This window comes from Phyllobacterium sp. CCNWLW183, assembly GCF_037203775.1.
In the GTDB taxonomy this organism is placed as follows: Bacteria; Pseudomonadota; Alphaproteobacteria; order Rhizobiales; family Rhizobiaceae; genus Phyllobacterium; species Phyllobacterium ifriqiyense.
Map to the genome: position 1 here is coordinate 1,177,743 of NZ_JBBCBN010000001.1, position 17,372 is coordinate 1,195,114.

Sequence of the window (17,372 nt, forward strand, 5' to 3'; positions counted from 1 at the left end):
CGCTAGATAATTCGGACGGACCGATGAAAAGAATACTTCTTGCAGAAGACGACAATGATATGCGGCGCTTCCTGGTGAAGGCGCTGGAGAAAGCTGGCTATCACGTCACGCATTTCGACAATGGGGCCAGCGCCTATGATCGTCTCCGTGAAGAGCCATTTTCCTTGTTGCTGACGGATATTGTCATGCCGGAAATGGACGGGATCGAATTGGCCCGCCGGGCATCTGAAATCGATCCGGACCTGAAGATCATGTTTATCACTGGTTTTGCTGCCGTGGCTTTAAATGCCGATTCGCAGGCACCAAAAGATGCCAAGGTTCTATCCAAGCCATTTCACTTGCGCGATCTCGTCAATGAAATCGAAAAAATGCTCGTCGCAGCCTGATTGCGCCGAGCTAATCCGATATTCCTGCAAGAAAGCCCGATAAGTTCCTTTAACAGCTATTGACGGACACAATTCAATATGGTGTATGCGCCCGGCAGATGGGCGTGTAGCTCAGCGGGAGAGCACTACGTTGACATCGTAGGGGTCACAGGTTCAATCCCTGTCACGCCCACCATCTGACCTTCCTCTCTATTATTGATACTTAAGGCGAATGCCGTAATGCGCGTGTTTGCCCTGCACTGCGCCTTTCCTTGTAACATCAGCAAGGAAGACTCTGAATAGTCAGCGTTTGGTCAGCTACGCTCCCTCGCATGTCCCTCGAACTACTCTTATCTATCAGTAGGAATGAAAGAATTTCCGCGTTTACTTTGAGTTCTGAAATATACAAACGCCCTTGCGTTTGATTATCACAGCGTTGAATATTGCCCCCGCGCACTCCTCTCAAGAGATTAGGCGCTTTATAATCGGGTGCCAGAACAATGATGATCACGACTACCGCTGACATAGATTATGCGTTCCGTTTGATTTTGGGTCGAACAATGAACGAAGTTGAAAAATCTCACTACACTTATGTAGGTCAGCCGCTTGAAAGCATTGTTCGCATGTATCTCAACTCACTTGAGTTTCAGAGCCGCCGCTTACTTGACCCAGCACCTGATCGGCAGATCGAAAAGGTCTTTCTCAATGACGCATGGATTTATGCGGATCGAAATGATCCGGATGTCGGGATCAATGTCATTGGTGGTGCCTATGAACCAAATGTGACGAGGGTATTCGAACAATACGTCAAGCCGGGAATGCACGTCATAGATATCGGGGCGAATATTGGTTACTTCACCATGCTCTGTGCGAAACTGGTCGGAAGCCAGGGACGCGTTCTGGCGGTAGAGCCGAATGTCGAAAACGGTCGTTTGCTCGTGGCAAGCCGCGACGCGAATTCCTTCAGCCACGTTAATGTTCTTTTGAGCGCGGTCGGTGATAAAACCGATGTACTCGCCCTGAATGGATCCGGTTCCAACGGCGTCAGCGCTACGCTTCAATCGGGACAGTCACTTGAAATCAAACGCTTGATTCCCTGCGTACGGCTCGATGATGTCTTGCATGACTGGAATCGGGTCGATTTCGTCAAGATCGACATCGAGGGTGCAGAATACCGCGCATTTACCGGCATGATAAATACATTGAGAAAATTTCGCCCCATTATTGTCAGCGAATTCAGCCCAAATCTAATCGGCTGGATATCCAGCGTCACGCCCGAGACCTATTTGAAATTCCTTATAGACCTTGGCTATCAAATTTCCATTATCACTGCAGAGGGCACATTACTTGACCGGGGACAGGATGTTCCGGCGATAATGAACGATGTGCACACAGCGGACAGCGATCACATCGATATTGTTGCGCTGCCGATCTGATAAAAGCGGACGAATCCAAGCCACCGGCTTTTACTCGTTTTTCTCAATCCGGCGCCCCAAATATGCCGTTCCTTTCGCCATGATGGCGAGCAGATAATGCTGGCCGGGGAACTGATGACCAATCCATTTTTGAATCGCCGTGATCTTCTGACTGTGGCTTTAAGCAGCGTATTTTTACCTAAGATAGCTGAGGCGAAAGAACAGCCACGGGAAGATCATCCTATTTGGTCTGTATTTGGCAACCCGAAAGGCAGCGTGACAATCGTCGAATTCTTCGAATATCAATGCCCCAATTGCAAAAAGCTTCATCCTCAACTGGAAGAACTGCTGAAAGACAATAAGTCGATACGGCTGATTATGAGAGATTGGCCCATATTCGGAGATACTTCAGTTTACGCTTCAAGAATGGCTTTGGCCGCTGGGTATAGCGGTCAACACGAACAAGCATTCGGCGCTCTCATGAAGGTGCCGGGCAGGCTCACGCTGAAACGGGTAGATGAAACCTTACGAGCAGCTGGCATCCACACTGACCGGGTCAGGGATGCCTTGGAACAAAATTTCGATACCATACAAGAGCGGTTGGATCATAACGCTGCGCAGGCAAAATCACTAGGGCTAGCCGGCACACCCGCCTTCATCGTGGGCCGGGAGCTCTATCCGCGGGTGACTGACATTGACACGCTTCGCGCCGCCGTTGATAAATCAGGAAGCAGATAGCCTGCCGTCCGGTAACATAGCGACCTGGCCCGTAATGCCATCCTTCAAGGATATTTTTCAACCTTCCCCCGGAGATTTAGAAATGCAACTCGGTATGATTGGATTGGGCCGTATGGGTAACAATATGACCCAACGGCTGATGCAGCACGGACACGAATGCGTTGTTTATGACGCGCGCGCTGAAAGCATGGCTGCATTGGAAGCGCTGGGGGCTACGGCAAGTGCGTCTCTGCAGGATTTCGTTTCCAAACTGTCCAAACCACGGGTTGTTTGGCTTATGCTTCCCGCTGCTGTTGTCGACAAAGTTCTGGATCAACTCGTACCATTGCTGGATAAGGACGATATCCTGATCGACGGTGGCAATTCCTATTATCATGATGACATCAGGCGCAGCGGAGCCTTGCAGTCAAAAGGTCTCCACTATGTTGATGTGGGAACCAGCGGCGGCGTATTCGGCCTGGAGCGCGGCTATTGTCTCATGATCGGCGGCGAAAAACCCACCGTTGAGCATCTCTCTCCCATTTTTGCCGCTCTCGCACCTGGCAAAGGTGACTTGCCGATCACTGAAAGCCGCCCCAAAGACCTTGCCAGTACAGCCGATCAGGGGTTTCTGCATTGTGGACCGCACGGTGCCGGACACTTCGTCAAAATGGTCCATAATGGCATCGAGTATGGGTTGATGGCAGCTTACGCCGAAGGTCTGAATATTCTGCGAAATGCGGACATCGGCATGCGTGAGCATGTAGTTGACGCGGAAACCACGCCACTGCAAAATCCAGAACATTATCAATACAAGCTTGATTTGCCAGAGATCGCCGAAGTGTGGCGTCGTGGCAGTGTTATCAGTTCATGGTTGCTCGATTTGACTGCTGATGCCCTTTATGGTGATCCCGGCCTGGAGAGCTATGAAGGCCATGTTTCCGATTCCGGTGAAGGACGCTGGACCGTCATCGCTGCCATAGATGAAGCTGTGCCAACGCCCGTCCTCAGCGCTGCTTTGCAGGAACGGTTCTCATCGCGCGGCAATGCTGACTTTGCCAACAAGATTCTCTCCGCCATGCGCAGCGAGTTCGGCGGGCATAAAGAAAAGCCCGCGAACAAAACCGCAGGCTAATCTGTGTCTATTTAGATAGGGCTGACAGACCGGCCCTATCTATCTAACCATGTGCGCTGACTTCACTATCGAGATGCGCCATCTGTGCAGCGGCATAACGGGCGCCCGCTGCCGAGCCTTTTGGCACAGCTTTTTCGATCGCTTCCAAGTCCTCACCGGTGAGTGCAACGTCAAGGGAACCCAAGGATTCAGTCAATCTGTCACGACGCCTAGCGCCCACAATCAGAATGATATCCTTACCCTGCGCAGCAACCCATGCGATGGCGATCTGTGCGACAGAAGCGCCCTTCTTGTCAGCAATCGCTTTGAGCGCCTCGACAAGCGCCAAATTCTTGTCGACATTTTCGCCCTGGAACCGGGGACTATACGCACGGAAATCGGTAGGTGCCGCTGCATCCTTCTGCCAATGCCCACTGATCAGTCCGCGTGAAAGCACGCCATAGGCAGTGATACTGATGCCAAGCTCGCGGCAAGTTTGCAAAATGCCGTCCTCAATGCCGCGTGAGATCAACGAGTACTCAATCTGGAGATCAACAATCGGGTGAACGGCAGCCGCACGCCGTATCGTTGCCGAACCAACCTCGGACAGGCCAATATGTTTGACATAACCTGCCTTTACCATATCGGCGATTGCACCGATTGTGTCTTCAATTGGCACATCAGGATCAAGCCGGGCTGGCCGGTAAACATCGATATAATCAACATTCAGCCGTTGAAGCGTATAGGCCAGCGAAGACTTGACCGCCGCGGGTCTTCCATCAAATCCGATCCATCCGGCACTCGGATCGCGAAGCGCTCCGAATTTAACGCTTATCAGTGCATCTTCACGCTTTCTGCCCTTCAATGCCTCAGCTATCAGCATTTCATTGTGGCCCATACCGTAAAAATCGCCCGTATCCAGCAAGTTGACACCGGCATCCAAAGCGGCATGAACGGTAGCAATGCTCTCGGCACGATCGGAGGGTCCGTACATGCCTGACATGCCCATGCAACCGAGTCCAATTTCAGAAACCTTCGGGCCAGTTGCACCAAGTTGATGATATTGCATTCTAAAACTCCGTATTTTCCTGTTTACGAGCTGTCGAATGCAATTATAAAGATTTCAATTTGTGCGATAATCCGCTTTATCATGCACGGGTTGTTCGGAAAAGAGTACAATGAATAAACCAGACCTTTCTGATTTGAGCGCGTTGGTCGCGATCACGGAAACCCGCAGCTTTCGGGCTGCAGCAAAAGTTCGCGGCGTTTCCGCATCGTCACTCAGCGATGCAATACGCCGCCTTGAAGAGCGGCTTAATGTCCGCCTTTTGAACAGGACCACACGAAGCGTCACACCAACGGACGCCTGTACGCAATTGCTGGAGCGTTTAAAGCCCGCAATGGGCGAGATCGCTGGCGCGCTGGATGCCTTAAACAGCTTCCGCGACAGCCCCACTGGAACACTCAAGTTAAACGTGCCGATTATCGTCGCCCGTAGTATCCTGCCACCTATCGTCAACAGGTTCCTTCTTAGTCATCCGGGGATCAGTCTCGACATCCTCGCAAGCGATACATTCATTGATATCCTCGCCGCGGGCTTTGATGCCGGTATTCGCTATGATGAGAGTATTGAACGCGACATGATCGCAATTCCAATCGGGCCGCGCACGCAGCGGTTTGTTCTGGCCGCAGCACCTGATTACCTTGACACTCACGGCACGCCAGAGCACCCGCGCGATCTCATCAACCATGCCTGCATTCGCCATCGCTTTGCGAGCGGCGTCTCCTTTGCATGGGAGTTTGAAAAGAATGGAAAAACTGTGAAAGTTACTCCCAAGGGTCCTTTGCTCGCATCTTCTATCGAAGTTGAGCTCGGAGCGGCGATTGCTGGCCTTGGCTTGATATACACTTTCGAAGAAACGATTACGCCTGCATTCCAAAGCGGTGAACTTGTGCCTGTAATGCAATCCTGGTGGCTCAGTTTTACCGGCCCTCGGCTCTATTATCCCAGCCGCAATCATATGCCTGCGCCGTTACGCGCTTTCGTTGATTTCATAAAGAGCGATCACAAGCTGTCCCTTGCATAGCGCGCAATGATGTGCGATGACGCGCCTCCCAAATCGAAAGCGCATTGAGCGCGCAAAAAATAGCAAAATATAACAGCACAAGGAGCGCGGCCATGGCTCAGGCGCTGGGTTTTGACTTTGGCACAACCAATTCCGTCATGGCATTGGCAGATGGAGCCACCACACGGTCAATGACATTCACTAGTCGGGCTGGCGAAGCCGATAGCATGCGGACGGCACTGTCTTTCATGAAGGATCCCCTGGCGGGTGCTGCCTCTTTGAAGGTTGAGGCCGGGCACGCGGCGATACGGCAATTCATTGATCATCCTGGCGAATGCCGTTTTCTCCAATCCATAAAGACATTTGCGGCAAGTGCCCTCTTTCAAGGCACATTGATCTTTGCGAAACGGCAAACTTTTGAAGACCTCATGGAGGTTTTCATAAAGCGGTTGCGGGTATATGCGGACGATAATTGGCCGTCCGAGGTCAGCCGGATCGTAACCGGTCGCCCCGTCCATTTCGCGGGAGCCAATCCCAAACCGGAACTGGCAATGCAGCGCTATAGCGAGGCGCTCACGCGTTTTGGTTTTCCTGAAATGCACTTCGTTTATGAGCCCGTCGCTGCTGCCTTTTATTTCGCTCAACATTTAAAATCAGATGCGACAGTCTTGGTAGCTGACTTCGGCGGCGGCACGACTGACTATTCGATCATTCGGTTTGAAAGCTTCGCAGGCAAATTGAAGGCAACACCTGTCGGTCATTCTGGTGTCGGCGTTGCGGGCGACCATTTCGACTATCGCATGATAGACCAGATCGTTGCGCCACAGATTGGCAAGGGAACATATTTCAAGAGTTTTGACAAAAGGCTGGAAGTTCCTTCGTCTTGGTATGCAAATTTTGGACGCTGGAACCAGCTTTCTATCTTCAAAACCTCACGTGAATTCGTCGAGTTAAAGAAGCTTGTCCGCAGTAGTTTTGATCCGGAAAAACTTGAGACTTTTGTTGATCTCGTCGAACATGACGAAGGATACCCGCTCTATCAGGCAGTGTCCGCAACGAAGATGGCACTATCATCGGCGGAAGAAGCCGAGTTCAATTTTGCCCCTCTCGGGTCCGGCGGCAAAAAGACGATCAAACGTTCAGATTTTGAAAGCTGGATAACAGAAGATCTGGATAGGATTGAAGGCGCGCTGGATGAAGTCCTGACAAAAACAAACACGTCTCCGGCCTCAATCGATAAAGTGTTCTTGACGGGTGGAACATCCTTTGTCCCTGCTGTTCGAAGCATTTTCACCAAACGCTTTGACGAGGGCCGGATCGAGAGCGGGGGTGAACTCCTCTCTATTGCGCACGGACTCGCACTGATCGGTGAACGCGACGATATTGCTCAATGGACAGTTCAGGGATGACAATCTGGGCGGAACCGACTATCGAAACAAACCACATTCTGCATATGTTTGGAAAGTCGATATTATGAAAGAAGCGATAACGCTCAAACAATTGAAAGCAGCGGTCGGGACTGAAATCGGTTGCTCCGAATGGCGTACCGTCACGCAGGAAATGATCAATCTGTTTGCCGACGCTACCGACGATCATCAATTCATTCACGTCGACCCGGAGCGTGCTGCAAAAGAAACTCCGTTTGGCGGCACAATCGCCCATGGCTTCCTGACGATTTCATTGCTTTCCACCCTGGCCTATGAAGCACTACCGATGATTGAAGGTGCCACAATGGGTATCAATTACGGTTTTGACAAAGTGCGCTTCATGTCTCCAGTCAATACTGGCAGGCGTGTGCGTGCACGCTTCAAGCTTGTGGATGCTGATATCCGCCCCTCAGGCCGTGTCCTCAACAATTACGAAGTCACTTTGGACGTCGAAAACCTTATCAAGCCTGCATTAGTGGCAAATTGGCTGACAATTGCAGTGCTCGAGCATCCACCAGAAATGGATTGAGGTTTTCAGCCTATCCTACCCTTCTCATCAAGTGGCGCCGCTTCTCCGTCATACTTGGTCATCAATTCGGCAAACATAAAGGGCCCCTGCACAAACATGCCCATGTCGTAGGTGTTGCGTATCTGTGCTCCTTTGAGAAACAACAGGTGCATCTTGAAGAAATTCTTCTTTGCCCGCGCATACCGCGCTGGCTTGTGAACATTCTTGAATCTTATTCGACGAATAATGGGCGCTACCTTCGGTTCAATCCCCAGCGCCCCTGCCGGATCTGACTTATAAAAATGTATGATGTCGGAAATGGCCTGGAACTCCACCCAAAGTACTGGCGTTTCCTGCATGACAATCCGGATATCTTCCTTCAAGCTTATTGCTCGGGGGTGCAATGCGATCATCAGGAGACACGAGCCCGCTGCAACCAGCGATACCGGTCTGTTTTTCAATAGCTCCGGTTGCGCGCGCCAGACATCAGCGATTGCTTCTACGGCTGGCACAGTTCCCAGGCTATGGGAAATTATAATGACCTCATCCGCGTCACTTGCCTCCAGCTTCCTGATCAGGTGATCGGCGAAACCGCGACGACGCAGGAGCAACTCACTGTTGCGACCATGAATTCGATCAGACGCCGCAGCCCAATCATCAAGCAGATAGGAAAAGAATATTTTATCTCCCGGCCAACGAATAAGGATACGGCAAGCTACAAGCGCGAGGGGAACACTCCATACCAAATGCCAAGGATTGAAGTCTGCCCAGATGGGCGACAAACCGACGCCAAGCAGTACCATCGTTATTATGCAGGCAAGAGCAAAGGGCCACATGAAGAAGAGGCAAAATCGCCAGCTGGTGCGCAGGTATCGATAGAAGGTGCCCGATAAAAGAATATCAAGAAAGGCCATCAGGCCTGTCGCAAAACGGGTGATGACGCCTCGTGCAGAATAGATATCGAAAATATCGGCAGTGCCATACTGGCAGAATTCGGTTTCGGTGCTCCAATTCGCTCCCGTAGTCTCAATGGGCATGGCAGCAACACCAGACCCCTCGCCCACCATTGGCCCGGCAATCGTTTTTGTGTTCCACAACCTATTGAAGTCACCTGAACTATTCAGATAACGCCCACGCACTGCATCAGGATGCAAACCTTCATAACCGGTGAAATTGATAACCAGACGTTTCTTGACCGCCATATGCTTCTCTATGCAAGCTGACCACCGAATCGGTGGTCATCCGCATCCCATCATAAAAAACGACGGCGTAATTGTGTTTGTCGACGCAGTCAGCGCCTGTTTACATCATATCCGGAAAATTGCACATCATTGCAAATGTCGCGAGCGCAGTCCTTGTTTGCATGCGCTCAGATTGCCGGCACCTTGCTTAGTGCACAGGCTCTACCATTATCCATCTGAAAACCGAATTTTACTGTCGGCCCGAAATGAACCTATCTCTTAGTTACACGGCAACGTCTCGAGCAGATTCCTGAAGAAACGCATAGGCATAGTTTGAGAATGACCGCCAGCATTCCACGCGGAACTCATTTTCAGCCAAGCGCCAAAGGACAATCTCGATCTTGCCGAGGACTGTCCTCGAAGCAGCTCCTACCGGAAATACTGCCAGTGAAAGATCTTGCGGACACCCACCGTTGACCACAGCATCGGCCCCCTTGCCGGAAACCAAAATTCCTATATTGCGATGCGAAATATCTACCGCAGAATGTAGAACTTTAGCTTTGGCAATATCTGCGACGACACTGCTATCTGCGGTATCAATGATGAGCCATTCATCAGGACCCAACCATAGTGCTGATCTCGTGCCCTCGGATGTGGACGTCTTGGGCTTCGTTGGCAATGACAGGCCAAGAGCCTTCGAAATCGCAGGAATTGCATCTTCCCGGGCACGAAGCGATAAGCGAGTGGCATTTTCAGCCAGCGTTACCGAAACGGATAAAGCGCTGGAATGACCGGCCTGCAACGGATGCAGTCGTGTTGCGCCGATAACCTCAACCATTGAGCCGTTCTCCTTTTTCATCGAAGAAGACCATTCCGGTTACTTCAACCTCGATCACACCATTTGGCATTGGCACGTAAAGTCTCTCGCCTAATCGCTTTGTTCCGTCGATCACCAGCGCCAGTGCAATGGAACGACCGCAATTTTCTGACCAGTAGGAAGATGTAACATGGCCGATCATTGTCATCGGAACAGGCTGGTTAGGATTGGCCACGATTTGCGCACCCTCCTCCAACACAATCTTCGGATCGACTGTCTTCAATCCGACAAGCTGTTTGCGCCCATCAGAAACAAGATCACGGCGCAGAAGACCACGAATACCAACATAGTCCGTTTTATTCTTGCCGATGGCCCAAGTCAGACCGGCATCCTGCGGGGTAACAGTTCCGTCAGTATCCTGGCCGACAATGATGTAACCCTTTTCCGCACGCAGGACGTGCATTGTTTCAGTACCGTAAGGCGTAAGGCCAAACGGCTTACCCTGTTCATAGACCGCTTCCCAAACGGCTTTGCCGTAGTCCGCTGGTACGTTGATTTCGTAACCAGCTTCACCAGTAAACGACATGCGGAACAAGCGGGTGGGAACACCACAAATTTTACCCTCCCGCACACTCATATGCGGCATGGCTTCGTTCGAGAGATCAATTCCTTCCACGAGCGGCGAAATGATTTCACGGGCCTTCGGACCTTGCACGGCGATTACAGCCCATTGCTCTGTTGTCGAGGTCAACCATACGTTCAGATGTGGGAATTCAGTCTGAAGGTAATCCTCCATATGGTGCATCACGCGTGGAGCACCACCCGTTGTCGTTGTCACATGGAACCGGTCTTCTGCGAGACGACCGACAACACCGTCATCGTAGATAAAACCATCTTCCCGCAGCATGATGCCATAACGGCAGCGGCCCACTCCGAGCTTTTCCCAAGGATTTGTATATAGGAGTTCGAGAAATTTGGCCGAGTCAGGCCCAACAACTTCGATCTTGCCCAATGTTGAAGCATCAAAAATGCCCGCTTGATTGCGTACAGCAACACATTCCCGATTGACTGCCGCGTGCATGTCCTCGCCAGCTTGAGGATAATACCATGCACGTTTCCACTGTCCGACATCCTCAAACGGAGCGCCTTGAGCCTCGTGCCAGGCATGCATGGGTGTGTGGCGCGTCGGATCAAACAAATCATGGCGGGCATGATTGACGATCGCGCCAAAAGTGACAGGCGTGAATGGCGCCCGGAACGTTGTGAGACCCACCGATGGAATCGGCTTGTCCAAAGCTTCCGCAGCAATAGCCAGACCATGCAGATTGGATGTCTTGCCTTGGTCCGTCGCCATACCATTGGTAGTAAAACGCTTGATATGCTCTATGGAGTGCATGCCTTCGCGAACCGCCAGCCTGACGTCTTTGGCGGTCACGTCATTCTGGAAATCCACAAAAGCTTTAACGGTCGTATCGGCCCCTGCTCCCGGAGCAGATCCGATCATCCCGGCGATCCAATTGGTGCCACCAGTTGCAACTATTGTACCAGCTTGCCCGCCGCCAGCCGCAATGGCCTCATCGAGGGCAGACTGCAAATTGTCGGTACCATTGCATGCACCGACGGACACGCAATTTTGCGCGTAAGTTCCCGGCAGGAAGCGCTCATTGTCGGCGTCCCAAGCCACCTTGCCACGCGACTGCGAAAAGAGGTGAACCGAAGGCGTCCAGCCCGCCGACATGATCAACGCGTCAACTGTGATCTTTCGCTCTATTCCACCCTCGTTTGGCTTGATGGATATGGAGGAAATGCGACGCTTGCCGCCAGCGCTGTAGACAGCATGGCCGGTCAGCACCTCTATGCCGAGTGAGCGCGCCTCATCAATAATGGCGGATGATGGGTTATTGCGTGTATCCACAATGACCGGCACGTCAATGCCGGCACGCTTTAAGTCGATCGCTGCTGCGTAGGCCGAGTCGTTGGCGGTATAGACTCCCACCTTTCGGCCAACTGCAACGCCATACTGGTTGAGAAATAGGCGGGCGGCAGATGCGAGCATAATGCCCGGGCGGTCATTATTGGCAAAAACCATATGTCGTTCAATGGCACCTGTTGCCAGAACCACCTTGCTTGCTCGAACCTGCCAGAGACGCTCACGGGGCATTTCAGCAGCAGGGCGGCTTAAATGGTCGCTAAGTCGTTCAACCAGCCCAACAAAGTTTTGCGCATAGTAACCGAACGCCGTTGTGCGGGTAAGGACCCGAACATTTTTCATTTCGCGCAGTTTGGCATAGGCTGCAACAGCCCATTCGTAACCACTGATGCCATCAATCTGAACGTCATTTTCATAGCGCAATGCGCCACCAACCTCGGGCTGCTCGTCGCAAAGAATAACTTGCAAGCCAGTGGACGCCGCACTTAAAGCTGCCGCAAGGCCTGCGGCTCCAGCGCCAATTACCAGTACGTCACAATGCGCAAAGCGATTGGAGTAACGATCCGTATCGGGCTCGCCCGGTACGACACCGAGTCCAGCGGCTGCGCGGATTTTCGGTTCATATATCGTTTTCCACGCGAATTTCGGCCACATGAAAGTTTTGTAGTAAAAGCCAGCTGGCAGCATTGGCGAAAAAACATCATTGATCGCGCCAATGTCGAATGTCAGCGACGGCCAGCGGTTTTGCGATTTTGCCTTCAGGCCATCGTAGATTTCTTGGACTGTCGCACGAACGTTTGGCTGTTTGCGTGACTTGTCCCGCTCGATATCAACAAGAGCATTCGGCTCTTCGCTGCCTGCGGAAAGAATGCCACGTGGCCGGTGATATTTGAACGAACGACCAACCAGGTGGATGCCGTTAGCAAGCAGAGCCGAGGCGAGTGTGTCACCTTCCAGTCCTGTCAAATTTTGACCGTCAAAGGTAAATCGCACTGTTTTTGCAGGAGTGAGGCGGCCAATGCCTGCAATGCGATTGCTGCCGGAATGAGTGGATTGAGCCATAAATCAAAGCTCCGCTTTCTTTGTGCGGGGCGCACGTTTTTTTACCGATGCCACTTCTTGTGAAGCATTTGCGGACAGAAGTGCGTCCAATTCAGGCTTTGGCTCACCAGCCTTGTAAACGGTCAGGAATTTGTCCGACACTGAATCGCGAACAGCATTGAAGAATCGTCCGCAGCCATGAATGTGGCGCCAGCGTTCAAATTGCAAACCTTTGGGGTTCTGCCTGAAATAGAGATAAGACGCGAAATCCTCGTCGGACTGTTCAATGATCGAAGAATTGCGCACAAGATGCGCTTCGCCTGCATTGCGGAACTCCAGTTCCGGACGCTCTTCTTCGCAATAGGGGCATTTGATGAGAAGCATAATATCTATCTCTCTTGAAAATCAGTGTGCAACAGCCGCAGCAGCGGCTTCATCGATCAAACGCCCGGTCGTGAACCGCTCAAGCGTGAACGGCGCATTGATCCTGTGCGGCTCGTCGCGCGCAATTGTATGGGCGAAAACATTGCCCGAACCGGGAGTGGCTTTAAAACCGCCTGTTCCCCAACCGCAATTAACGTAAAGCCCTGGCACAGGTGTCTTTGCGAGAATGGGAGAACGATCGGGTGTCACATCAACAATGCCACCCCAAGACCGCAGCATTTTCAGGCGCGTGAGAACCGGGAACATCTCGCAGATCGCATCGAGCGTATGGTTGATAATGTGCAGTCCGCCTGTCTGCGAATAGGATGTGTACTGATCTGTACCAGCGCCAATGACCATCTCGCCCTTATCCGACTGCGAGATATAGGCATGGACCGTATTCGACATGATCACGCAGGGAATAAGCGGCTTGACCGGCTCTGAAACCAGGGCCTGCAGCGGATAGCTCTCGAGCGGCATACGAACACCTGCCATGTTCATCAAAACAGAGGTGTGACCGGCGGCGACAACACCAACTTTCTTGGCATTGATTGGGCCACGATTGGTGTCTACGCCAAGCACAGCGCCATTTGGAGCGCGACGAATACCCGTAACCTCGCAATTTTGGATGATGTGAACACCTCGGTCAGCGGCAGCGCGGGCATAGCCCCACGCAACCGCATCATGCCGCGCCGTACCACCACGCCGCTGCAAGGCAGCGCCGATGATGGGATAACGCGCATCCGATGAAAGGTTGATCGGTGGGCAAAACTCCTTGACCTGCTCCGGTGTCAGCCACTCATTATCGATGCCGTTCAGCCGGTTTGCATGGATGTGCCGTTTGAAGACCTGAACATCATGAATATTGTGCGCAAGCATCATTACGCCCCGCGCCGAATACATCACATTGTAATTCAAATCCTGACTCAACCCCTCCCAGAGCTTCACAGCATGTTCGTAAATACCTGCCGATTCGTCATATAGATAATTCGAGCGGATAATGGTCGTGTTGCGGCCGGTATTGCCACCGCCCAGCCAACCCTTTTCCAAAACGGCCACGTTGGTGATGCCATGTTCTTTTGCCAGGTAGTACGCAGTTGCCAGTCCGTGACCGCCCGCTCCGACGATAATAACGTCATATTCTGACTTGGGTTCAGGCGAAGACCATTGCTGATCCCAGCCCTTATGGGCACGCAACGCTTCCCTCGCCAAAGCAAATACCGAATATTTCCGCATCATCCATTCCTAGCAATTGGGCCTTGGCAAAATAGCCACTGCAAAGCGATTATTAATGAGTGGCGTCGCTTGATCCTGTTCAAATATCGACATCGACTTTAAAAGCCAGAACCATGCTTTTATGCATCAGTATCGCATCCAGCCAAAGCTCTTTTGCCATTTTGCGACGGAGATTGGCGCTTCGCGTTAGATAATCCCAAATTACATAATTGCTGGCGCTTTGAGACAAATACTCACCGGTGTTTACAACTCTGTCATGGACATCGATAAAAGTTTCTGCTAATGGCCACCCCAGTTTGCGATAGATGACTGTCGCGAAGTTTGGTTTTTGTTCCCTGCTCAATGGACAGGCGTCAAAAATCAGGCTCAACGAAATTCTAAGAGATACAGGAAAAACCGTGCAGGTACTCGTACGCGAAAATAATGTTGATCAGGCCCTCCGCGTCCTCAAGAAGAAGATGCAGCGCGAAGGCATGTTCCGCGAAATGAAGATGCATGATCATTACGAAAAGCCGTCGATCAAGCGTGCTCGCCAGAAGGCAGAAGCAATCAGCCGTGCTCGCAAGCTGGCTCGTAAGCAGGCTCAGCGTGAAGGCCTCTTGCCGATGCCTGTTAAGAAAGTTCCGGCCCGCGCTTCCGCGGCTCGTTAATAGACAACTATCGACGCCTTGACGCGACAAGGGGTGGAGTGGCTTGTGTCACACCGCCCTTTTTTCGTTTGTCGGAATAGGAACATTTTCGCTTGCAAAGGCTTTGGTTGAACAGGACAATTGGAATATGACACATTCAATGGAAATGGCTTCATACCGCAAACCTGAATCGATCAAGGGATCGACAAGAATCGCTGGCCTCTTATTGGCATCCGTAATGGCTTTAGCGCTTGCAGGCTGCAACACCACTGCGACAGATATGACCGGGATCGACAAAGCTCAAGGCTCTGCCGAAAACATCAGTTCGCTTAATGATGTCATCCGCAATAATCCAAAAGATCCCGAAGCCTATAATGTGCGCGGATCGGCCTTTGGGCGCGCGGGCCGTAGCAATGATGCCATCAAGGATTTCAACACAGCCCTTCAGCTGAACCCAAACTTCTATCAAGCCTATGCAAACCGGGCGCTGGTCTATCGCAATATGGGCAACACAGCCCAAGCTGCAGCGGATTACAGCAGAGCCATCCAGATCAACCCGCAATATGATACGGCATATATTGGCCGCGGTAATCTATACCGGCAGGCGGGCAAACTCGATCAGGCTCTGAATGATTTCCAGCAAGCTATTCAGCTCAACACAACTGACGCTCGCGCCTATCATAATCGCGGACTGATTTATCAGGCTCGCAACCAGCACAAACAGGCTATCGAAGACTTTTCGACAGCGATCTCGCTACAGCCTGATGCCGCAGAACCTTATAATGGTCGTGGCATCTCCTATGTCGCACTCGGCGATGACGACAATGCCTTTGACGATTTCAATACGGCCATCAAGCTCGATGGTGACATCGCAGAAGGCTGGGCAAATCAGGCTCTCATCTATGAGCATCGCGGCGAGAAGGCCCGTGCAGCCAAATCCTATGCAAAGGCCGTACAACTTGATCCGAATTACAAGCCGGCCAAAGACGGGCTTGCCCGTACACGCGGCGCTTGATGCGGTAGAAAAGATCACAAAACCAATAAAAAACCCGCCGAGATAGCGGGTTTTTTATTATTTAATTGCGCTTCAGATTAGTGGTCGAGCGCTTTCACAATGTTTTCGACCATCTTCTTCGCATCGGCAAACAGCATCATCGTATTGTCGCGGAAGAAAAGTTCATTCTCCACCCCGGCGTAACCGGAACCCATGCCCCGCTTGATAAAGAGAACTGTTCCAGCCTTGTCCACGTCAAGGATTGGCATACCAAAGATTGGTGACTTTGGATCAGTCTTTGCTGCAGGATTGGTCACGTCATTCGCACCGATAACAAAGGCGACATCAGCTTGAGCGAACTCGGAATTGATATCCTCAAGTTCGAACACCTCATCGTAAGGCACATTTGCTTCGGCCAATAGAACGTTCATGTGACCTGGCATACGGCCTGCAACTGGGTGAATGGCGTATTTGACCTCGACGCCCTCGGCCTTGAGCTTGTCCGCCATTTCACGCAAAGCATGCTGCGCCTGCGCCACGGCCATGCCATAGCCCGGCACGATAATGACCTTGGAAGCATTTTTCATGATAAAGGCGGCATCGTCGGCAGAGCCTTGCTTGACAGGACGCTGCTCAACTTCGCCAGTAGCAGCACCGCCAGTCTCACCGCCAAAGCCACCAAGAATGACCGAGATGAATGACCGGTTCATGCCCTTACACATGATGTAAGACAGGATCGCACCGGATGAGCCAACCAGCGCACCGGTGATGATCAATGCCAGATTGCCCAGCGTAAAGCCGATACCTGCTGCTGCCCATCCTGAATAGGAGTTCAACATTGATACCACGACCGGCATATCAGCGCCGCCGATTGGCACAATGATCAATCCACCCAAAATGAGCGACAAAATCACGATAAGCCAGAAGACCACATGGCTTTCCGTCAAGACCAAGGCGATGACGAGAACAACAATTGCGATCAACAGGCTGGCATTGATGAAATGGCGGCCGGGCAACATGATCGGCTTACCCGACATGCGGCCATCCAATTTAAGAAACGCTATGATCGAACCCGTGAAGGTGATCGCGCCAATAGCAACACCAATGGACATTTCGACAAGCGCCTGCGCGTGTATCGATCCGATTTCACCAATCCCGAATGATTCAGGAGAGTAGACTGCCGCTGCTGCCACCATCACGGCGGCAAAACCAACGAGAGAGTGGAACGCTGCAACAAGCTGCGGCATGGCCGTCATGGCAATACGCTTGGCGATATAGGCGCCAACACCGCCGCCAATGGCAAGACCAAGAACGATCAAGCCAAGACCGCCAAAACTAGGCTCGGCCAGTGTCAGCGTCGTGATGATCGATATGCCCATACCGATCATGCCGTAGAAATTACCCTGTCGGCTTGTGGTTGGATGTGACAGGCCGCGCAGCGCCAAGATGAACAGGACGCCGGAGACGAGATAAAGAAAAGCTGCGAAATTAACGCTCATTGCTCAAATC

General features: G+C 51.8%; 17 protein-coding genes and 1 tRNA gene. 10 read left to right on the forward strand and 8 right to left on the reverse strand.

Going from position 1 to position 17,372, the window contains the following annotated elements; translation table 11 throughout:
* Nucleotides 1-23: 23 nt before the first annotated feature.
* From cpdR to gnd, 5 genes are all read left to right on the forward strand, one after another.
* Nucleotides 24-386 (forward strand): cell cycle two-component system response regulator CpdR, encoded by a 363-nt coding sequence (gene cpdR / locus V9K95_RS05580; RefSeq protein WP_115052244.1) that lies wholly within the window; start codon nucleotides 24-26, stop codon nucleotides 384-386.
* Between the two features lie 100 nt (nucleotides 387-486).
* Nucleotides 487-561: transfer RNA gene (locus V9K95_RS05585), tRNA-Val, on the forward strand.
* A 364-nt stretch (nucleotides 562-925) separates the two neighbouring features.
* Complete coding sequence (locus V9K95_RS05590) at nucleotides 926-1,801, forward strand: FkbM family methyltransferase (protein WP_336439623.1); 876 nt, start codon at nucleotides 926-928, stop codon at nucleotides 1,799-1,801.
* A gap of 114 nt (nucleotides 1,802-1,915) precedes the next feature.
* Nucleotides 1,916-2,518, forward strand: coding sequence for a DsbA family protein (locus tag V9K95_RS05595; protein ID WP_336439622.1), 603 nt, complete (start codon nucleotides 1,916-1,918; stop codon nucleotides 2,516-2,518).
* A gap of 82 nt (nucleotides 2,519-2,600) precedes the next feature.
* Nucleotides 2,601-3,632, forward strand: a complete 1,032-nt coding sequence (gene gnd, locus V9K95_RS05600) for a phosphogluconate dehydrogenase (NAD(+)-dependent, decarboxylating) (RefSeq protein WP_336439621.1) — start codon at nucleotides 2,601-2,603, stop codon at nucleotides 3,630-3,632.
* Nucleotides 3,633-3,675: 43 nt separating this feature from the next.
* Here gnd and V9K95_RS05605 read toward each other — a convergent pair whose 3' ends face one another.
* Complete coding sequence (locus V9K95_RS05605) at nucleotides 3,676-4,680, reverse strand: aldo/keto reductase (protein ID WP_336439620.1); 1,005 nt, start codon at nucleotides 4,678-4,680, stop codon at nucleotides 3,676-3,678.
* Nucleotides 4,681-4,789: 109 nt separating this feature from the next.
* Between V9K95_RS05605 and V9K95_RS05610 the strand changes: the two genes are divergently transcribed.
* From V9K95_RS05610 to V9K95_RS05620, 3 genes are all read left to right on the forward strand, one after another.
* Nucleotides 4,790-5,698, forward strand: a complete 909-nt coding sequence (locus V9K95_RS05610) for a LysR family transcriptional regulator (RefSeq protein WP_336439619.1) — start codon at nucleotides 4,790-4,792, stop codon at nucleotides 5,696-5,698.
* A gap of 92 nt (nucleotides 5,699-5,790) precedes the next feature.
* Entirely contained in the window at nucleotides 5,791-7,086 is a 1,296-nt protein-coding gene (locus tag V9K95_RS05615; RefSeq protein ID WP_336439618.1) for an Hsp70 family protein, read from the forward strand.
* Nucleotides 7,087-7,150: 64 nt separating this feature from the next.
* Nucleotides 7,151-7,633, forward strand: coding sequence for a MaoC family dehydratase (locus V9K95_RS05620; protein ID WP_115052237.1), 483 nt, complete (start codon nucleotides 7,151-7,153; stop codon nucleotides 7,631-7,633).
* Nucleotides 7,634-7,638: 5 nt separating this feature from the next.
* On the opposite strand, the gene V9K95_RS05625 is transcribed toward V9K95_RS05620, so the two are convergent.
* From V9K95_RS05625 to V9K95_RS05650, 6 genes are all read right to left on the reverse strand, one after another.
* Nucleotides 7,639-8,814 (reverse strand): alpha/beta hydrolase, encoded by a 1,176-nt coding sequence (locus V9K95_RS05625; protein WP_115052236.1) that lies wholly within the window; start codon nucleotides 8,812-8,814, stop codon nucleotides 7,639-7,641.
* A gap of 262 nt (nucleotides 8,815-9,076) precedes the next feature.
* Nucleotides 9,077-9,631: a sarcosine oxidase subunit gamma gene (locus V9K95_RS05630; protein ID WP_307279966.1), complete on the reverse strand. Its 555-nt coding sequence runs from the start codon at nucleotides 9,629-9,631 to the stop codon at nucleotides 9,077-9,079.
* Nucleotides 9,624-12,602, reverse strand: coding sequence for a sarcosine oxidase subunit alpha (locus tag V9K95_RS05635; protein ID WP_336439617.1), 2,979 nt, complete (start codon nucleotides 12,600-12,602; stop codon nucleotides 9,624-9,626). Before V9K95_RS05635 ends, V9K95_RS05630 begins: the two co-directional genes overlap by 8 nt.
* 3 nt (nucleotides 12,603-12,605) lie before the next feature.
* Complete coding sequence (locus tag V9K95_RS05640) at nucleotides 12,606-12,965, reverse strand: sarcosine oxidase subunit delta (RefSeq protein WP_115052233.1); 360 nt, start codon at nucleotides 12,963-12,965, stop codon at nucleotides 12,606-12,608.
* A gap of 21 nt (nucleotides 12,966-12,986) precedes the next feature.
* Complete coding sequence (locus V9K95_RS05645; RefSeq protein ID WP_115052232.1) at nucleotides 12,987-14,240, reverse strand: sarcosine oxidase subunit beta family protein; 1,254 nt, start codon at nucleotides 14,238-14,240, stop codon at nucleotides 12,987-12,989.
* A 79-nt stretch (nucleotides 14,241-14,319) separates the two neighbouring features.
* Entirely contained in the window at nucleotides 14,320-14,610 is a 291-nt protein-coding gene (locus V9K95_RS05650) for a hypothetical protein (protein WP_162802448.1), read from the reverse strand.
* Between the two features lie 28 nt (nucleotides 14,611-14,638).
* Here V9K95_RS05650 and rpsU point away from each other — a divergent pair, with 28 nt between their 5' ends.
* Entirely contained in the window at nucleotides 14,639-14,890 is a 252-nt protein-coding gene (gene rpsU / locus V9K95_RS05655) for a 30S ribosomal protein S21 (RefSeq protein ID WP_008124734.1), read from the forward strand.
* A 127-nt stretch (nucleotides 14,891-15,017) separates the two neighbouring features.
* Nucleotides 15,018-15,884 carry a tetratricopeptide repeat protein gene (locus V9K95_RS05660; protein WP_115053206.1) on the forward strand — a complete coding sequence of 289 codons (867 nt, stop codon included), beginning with the start codon at nucleotides 15,018-15,020 and terminating at the stop codon, nucleotides 15,882-15,884.
* A 77-nt stretch (nucleotides 15,885-15,961) separates the two neighbouring features.
* On the opposite strand, the gene V9K95_RS05665 is transcribed toward V9K95_RS05660, so the two are convergent.
* Nucleotides 15,962-17,362, reverse strand: coding sequence for an NAD(P)(+) transhydrogenase (Re/Si-specific) subunit beta (locus V9K95_RS05665; RefSeq protein ID WP_115052231.1), 1,401 nt, complete (start codon nucleotides 17,360-17,362; stop codon nucleotides 15,962-15,964).
* Nucleotides 17,363-17,372: the final 10 nt, after the last annotated feature.

Bases quoted from the DNA above. Each gene is read 5' to 3' on its own strand.
- cpdR (WP_115052244.1), top strand. From the start codon at position 24: ATGAAAAGAATACTTCTTGCAGAAGACGACAATGATATGCGGCGCTTC.
- V9K95_RS05590 (WP_336439623.1), top strand. From the start codon at position 926: ATGAACGAAGTTGAAAAATCTCACTACACTTATGTAGGTCAGCCGCTT.
- V9K95_RS05595 (WP_336439622.1), top strand. From the start codon at position 1,916: ATGACCAATCCATTTTTGAATCGCCGTGATCTTCTGACTGTGGCTTTA.
- gnd (WP_336439621.1), top strand. From the start codon at position 2,601: ATGCAACTCGGTATGATTGGATTGGGCCGTATGGGTAACAATATGACC.
- V9K95_RS05605 (WP_336439620.1), bottom strand. From the start codon at position 4,680: ATGCAATATCATCAACTTGGTGCAACTGGCCCGAAGGTTTCTGAAATT.
- V9K95_RS05610 (WP_336439619.1), top strand. From the start codon at position 4,790: ATGAATAAACCAGACCTTTCTGATTTGAGCGCGTTGGTCGCGATCACG.
- V9K95_RS05615 (WP_336439618.1), top strand. From the start codon at position 5,791: ATGGCTCAGGCGCTGGGTTTTGACTTTGGCACAACCAATTCCGTCATG.
- V9K95_RS05620 (WP_115052237.1), top strand. From the start codon at position 7,151: ATGAAAGAAGCGATAACGCTCAAACAATTGAAAGCAGCGGTCGGGACT.
- V9K95_RS05625 (WP_115052236.1), bottom strand. From the start codon at position 8,814: ATGGCGGTCAAGAAACGTCTGGTTATCAATTTCACCGGTTATGAAGGT.
- V9K95_RS05630 (WP_307279966.1), bottom strand. From the start codon at position 9,631: ATGGTTGAGGTTATCGGCGCAACACGACTGCATCCGTTGCAGGCCGGT.
- V9K95_RS05635 (WP_336439617.1), bottom strand. From the start codon at position 12,602: ATGGCTCAATCCACTCATTCCGGCAGCAATCGCATTGCAGGCATTGGC.
- V9K95_RS05640 (WP_115052233.1), bottom strand. From the start codon at position 12,965: ATGCTTCTCATCAAATGCCCCTATTGCGAAGAAGAGCGTCCGGAACTG.
- V9K95_RS05645 (WP_115052232.1), bottom strand. From the start codon at position 14,240: ATGCGGAAATATTCGGTATTTGCTTTGGCGAGGGAAGCGTTGCGTGCC.
- V9K95_RS05660 (WP_115053206.1), top strand. From the start codon at position 15,018: ATGACACATTCAATGGAAATGGCTTCATACCGCAAACCTGAATCGATC.
- V9K95_RS05665 (WP_115052231.1), bottom strand. From the start codon at position 17,362: ATGAGCGTTAATTTCGCAGCTTTTCTTTATCTCGTCTCCGGCGTCCTG.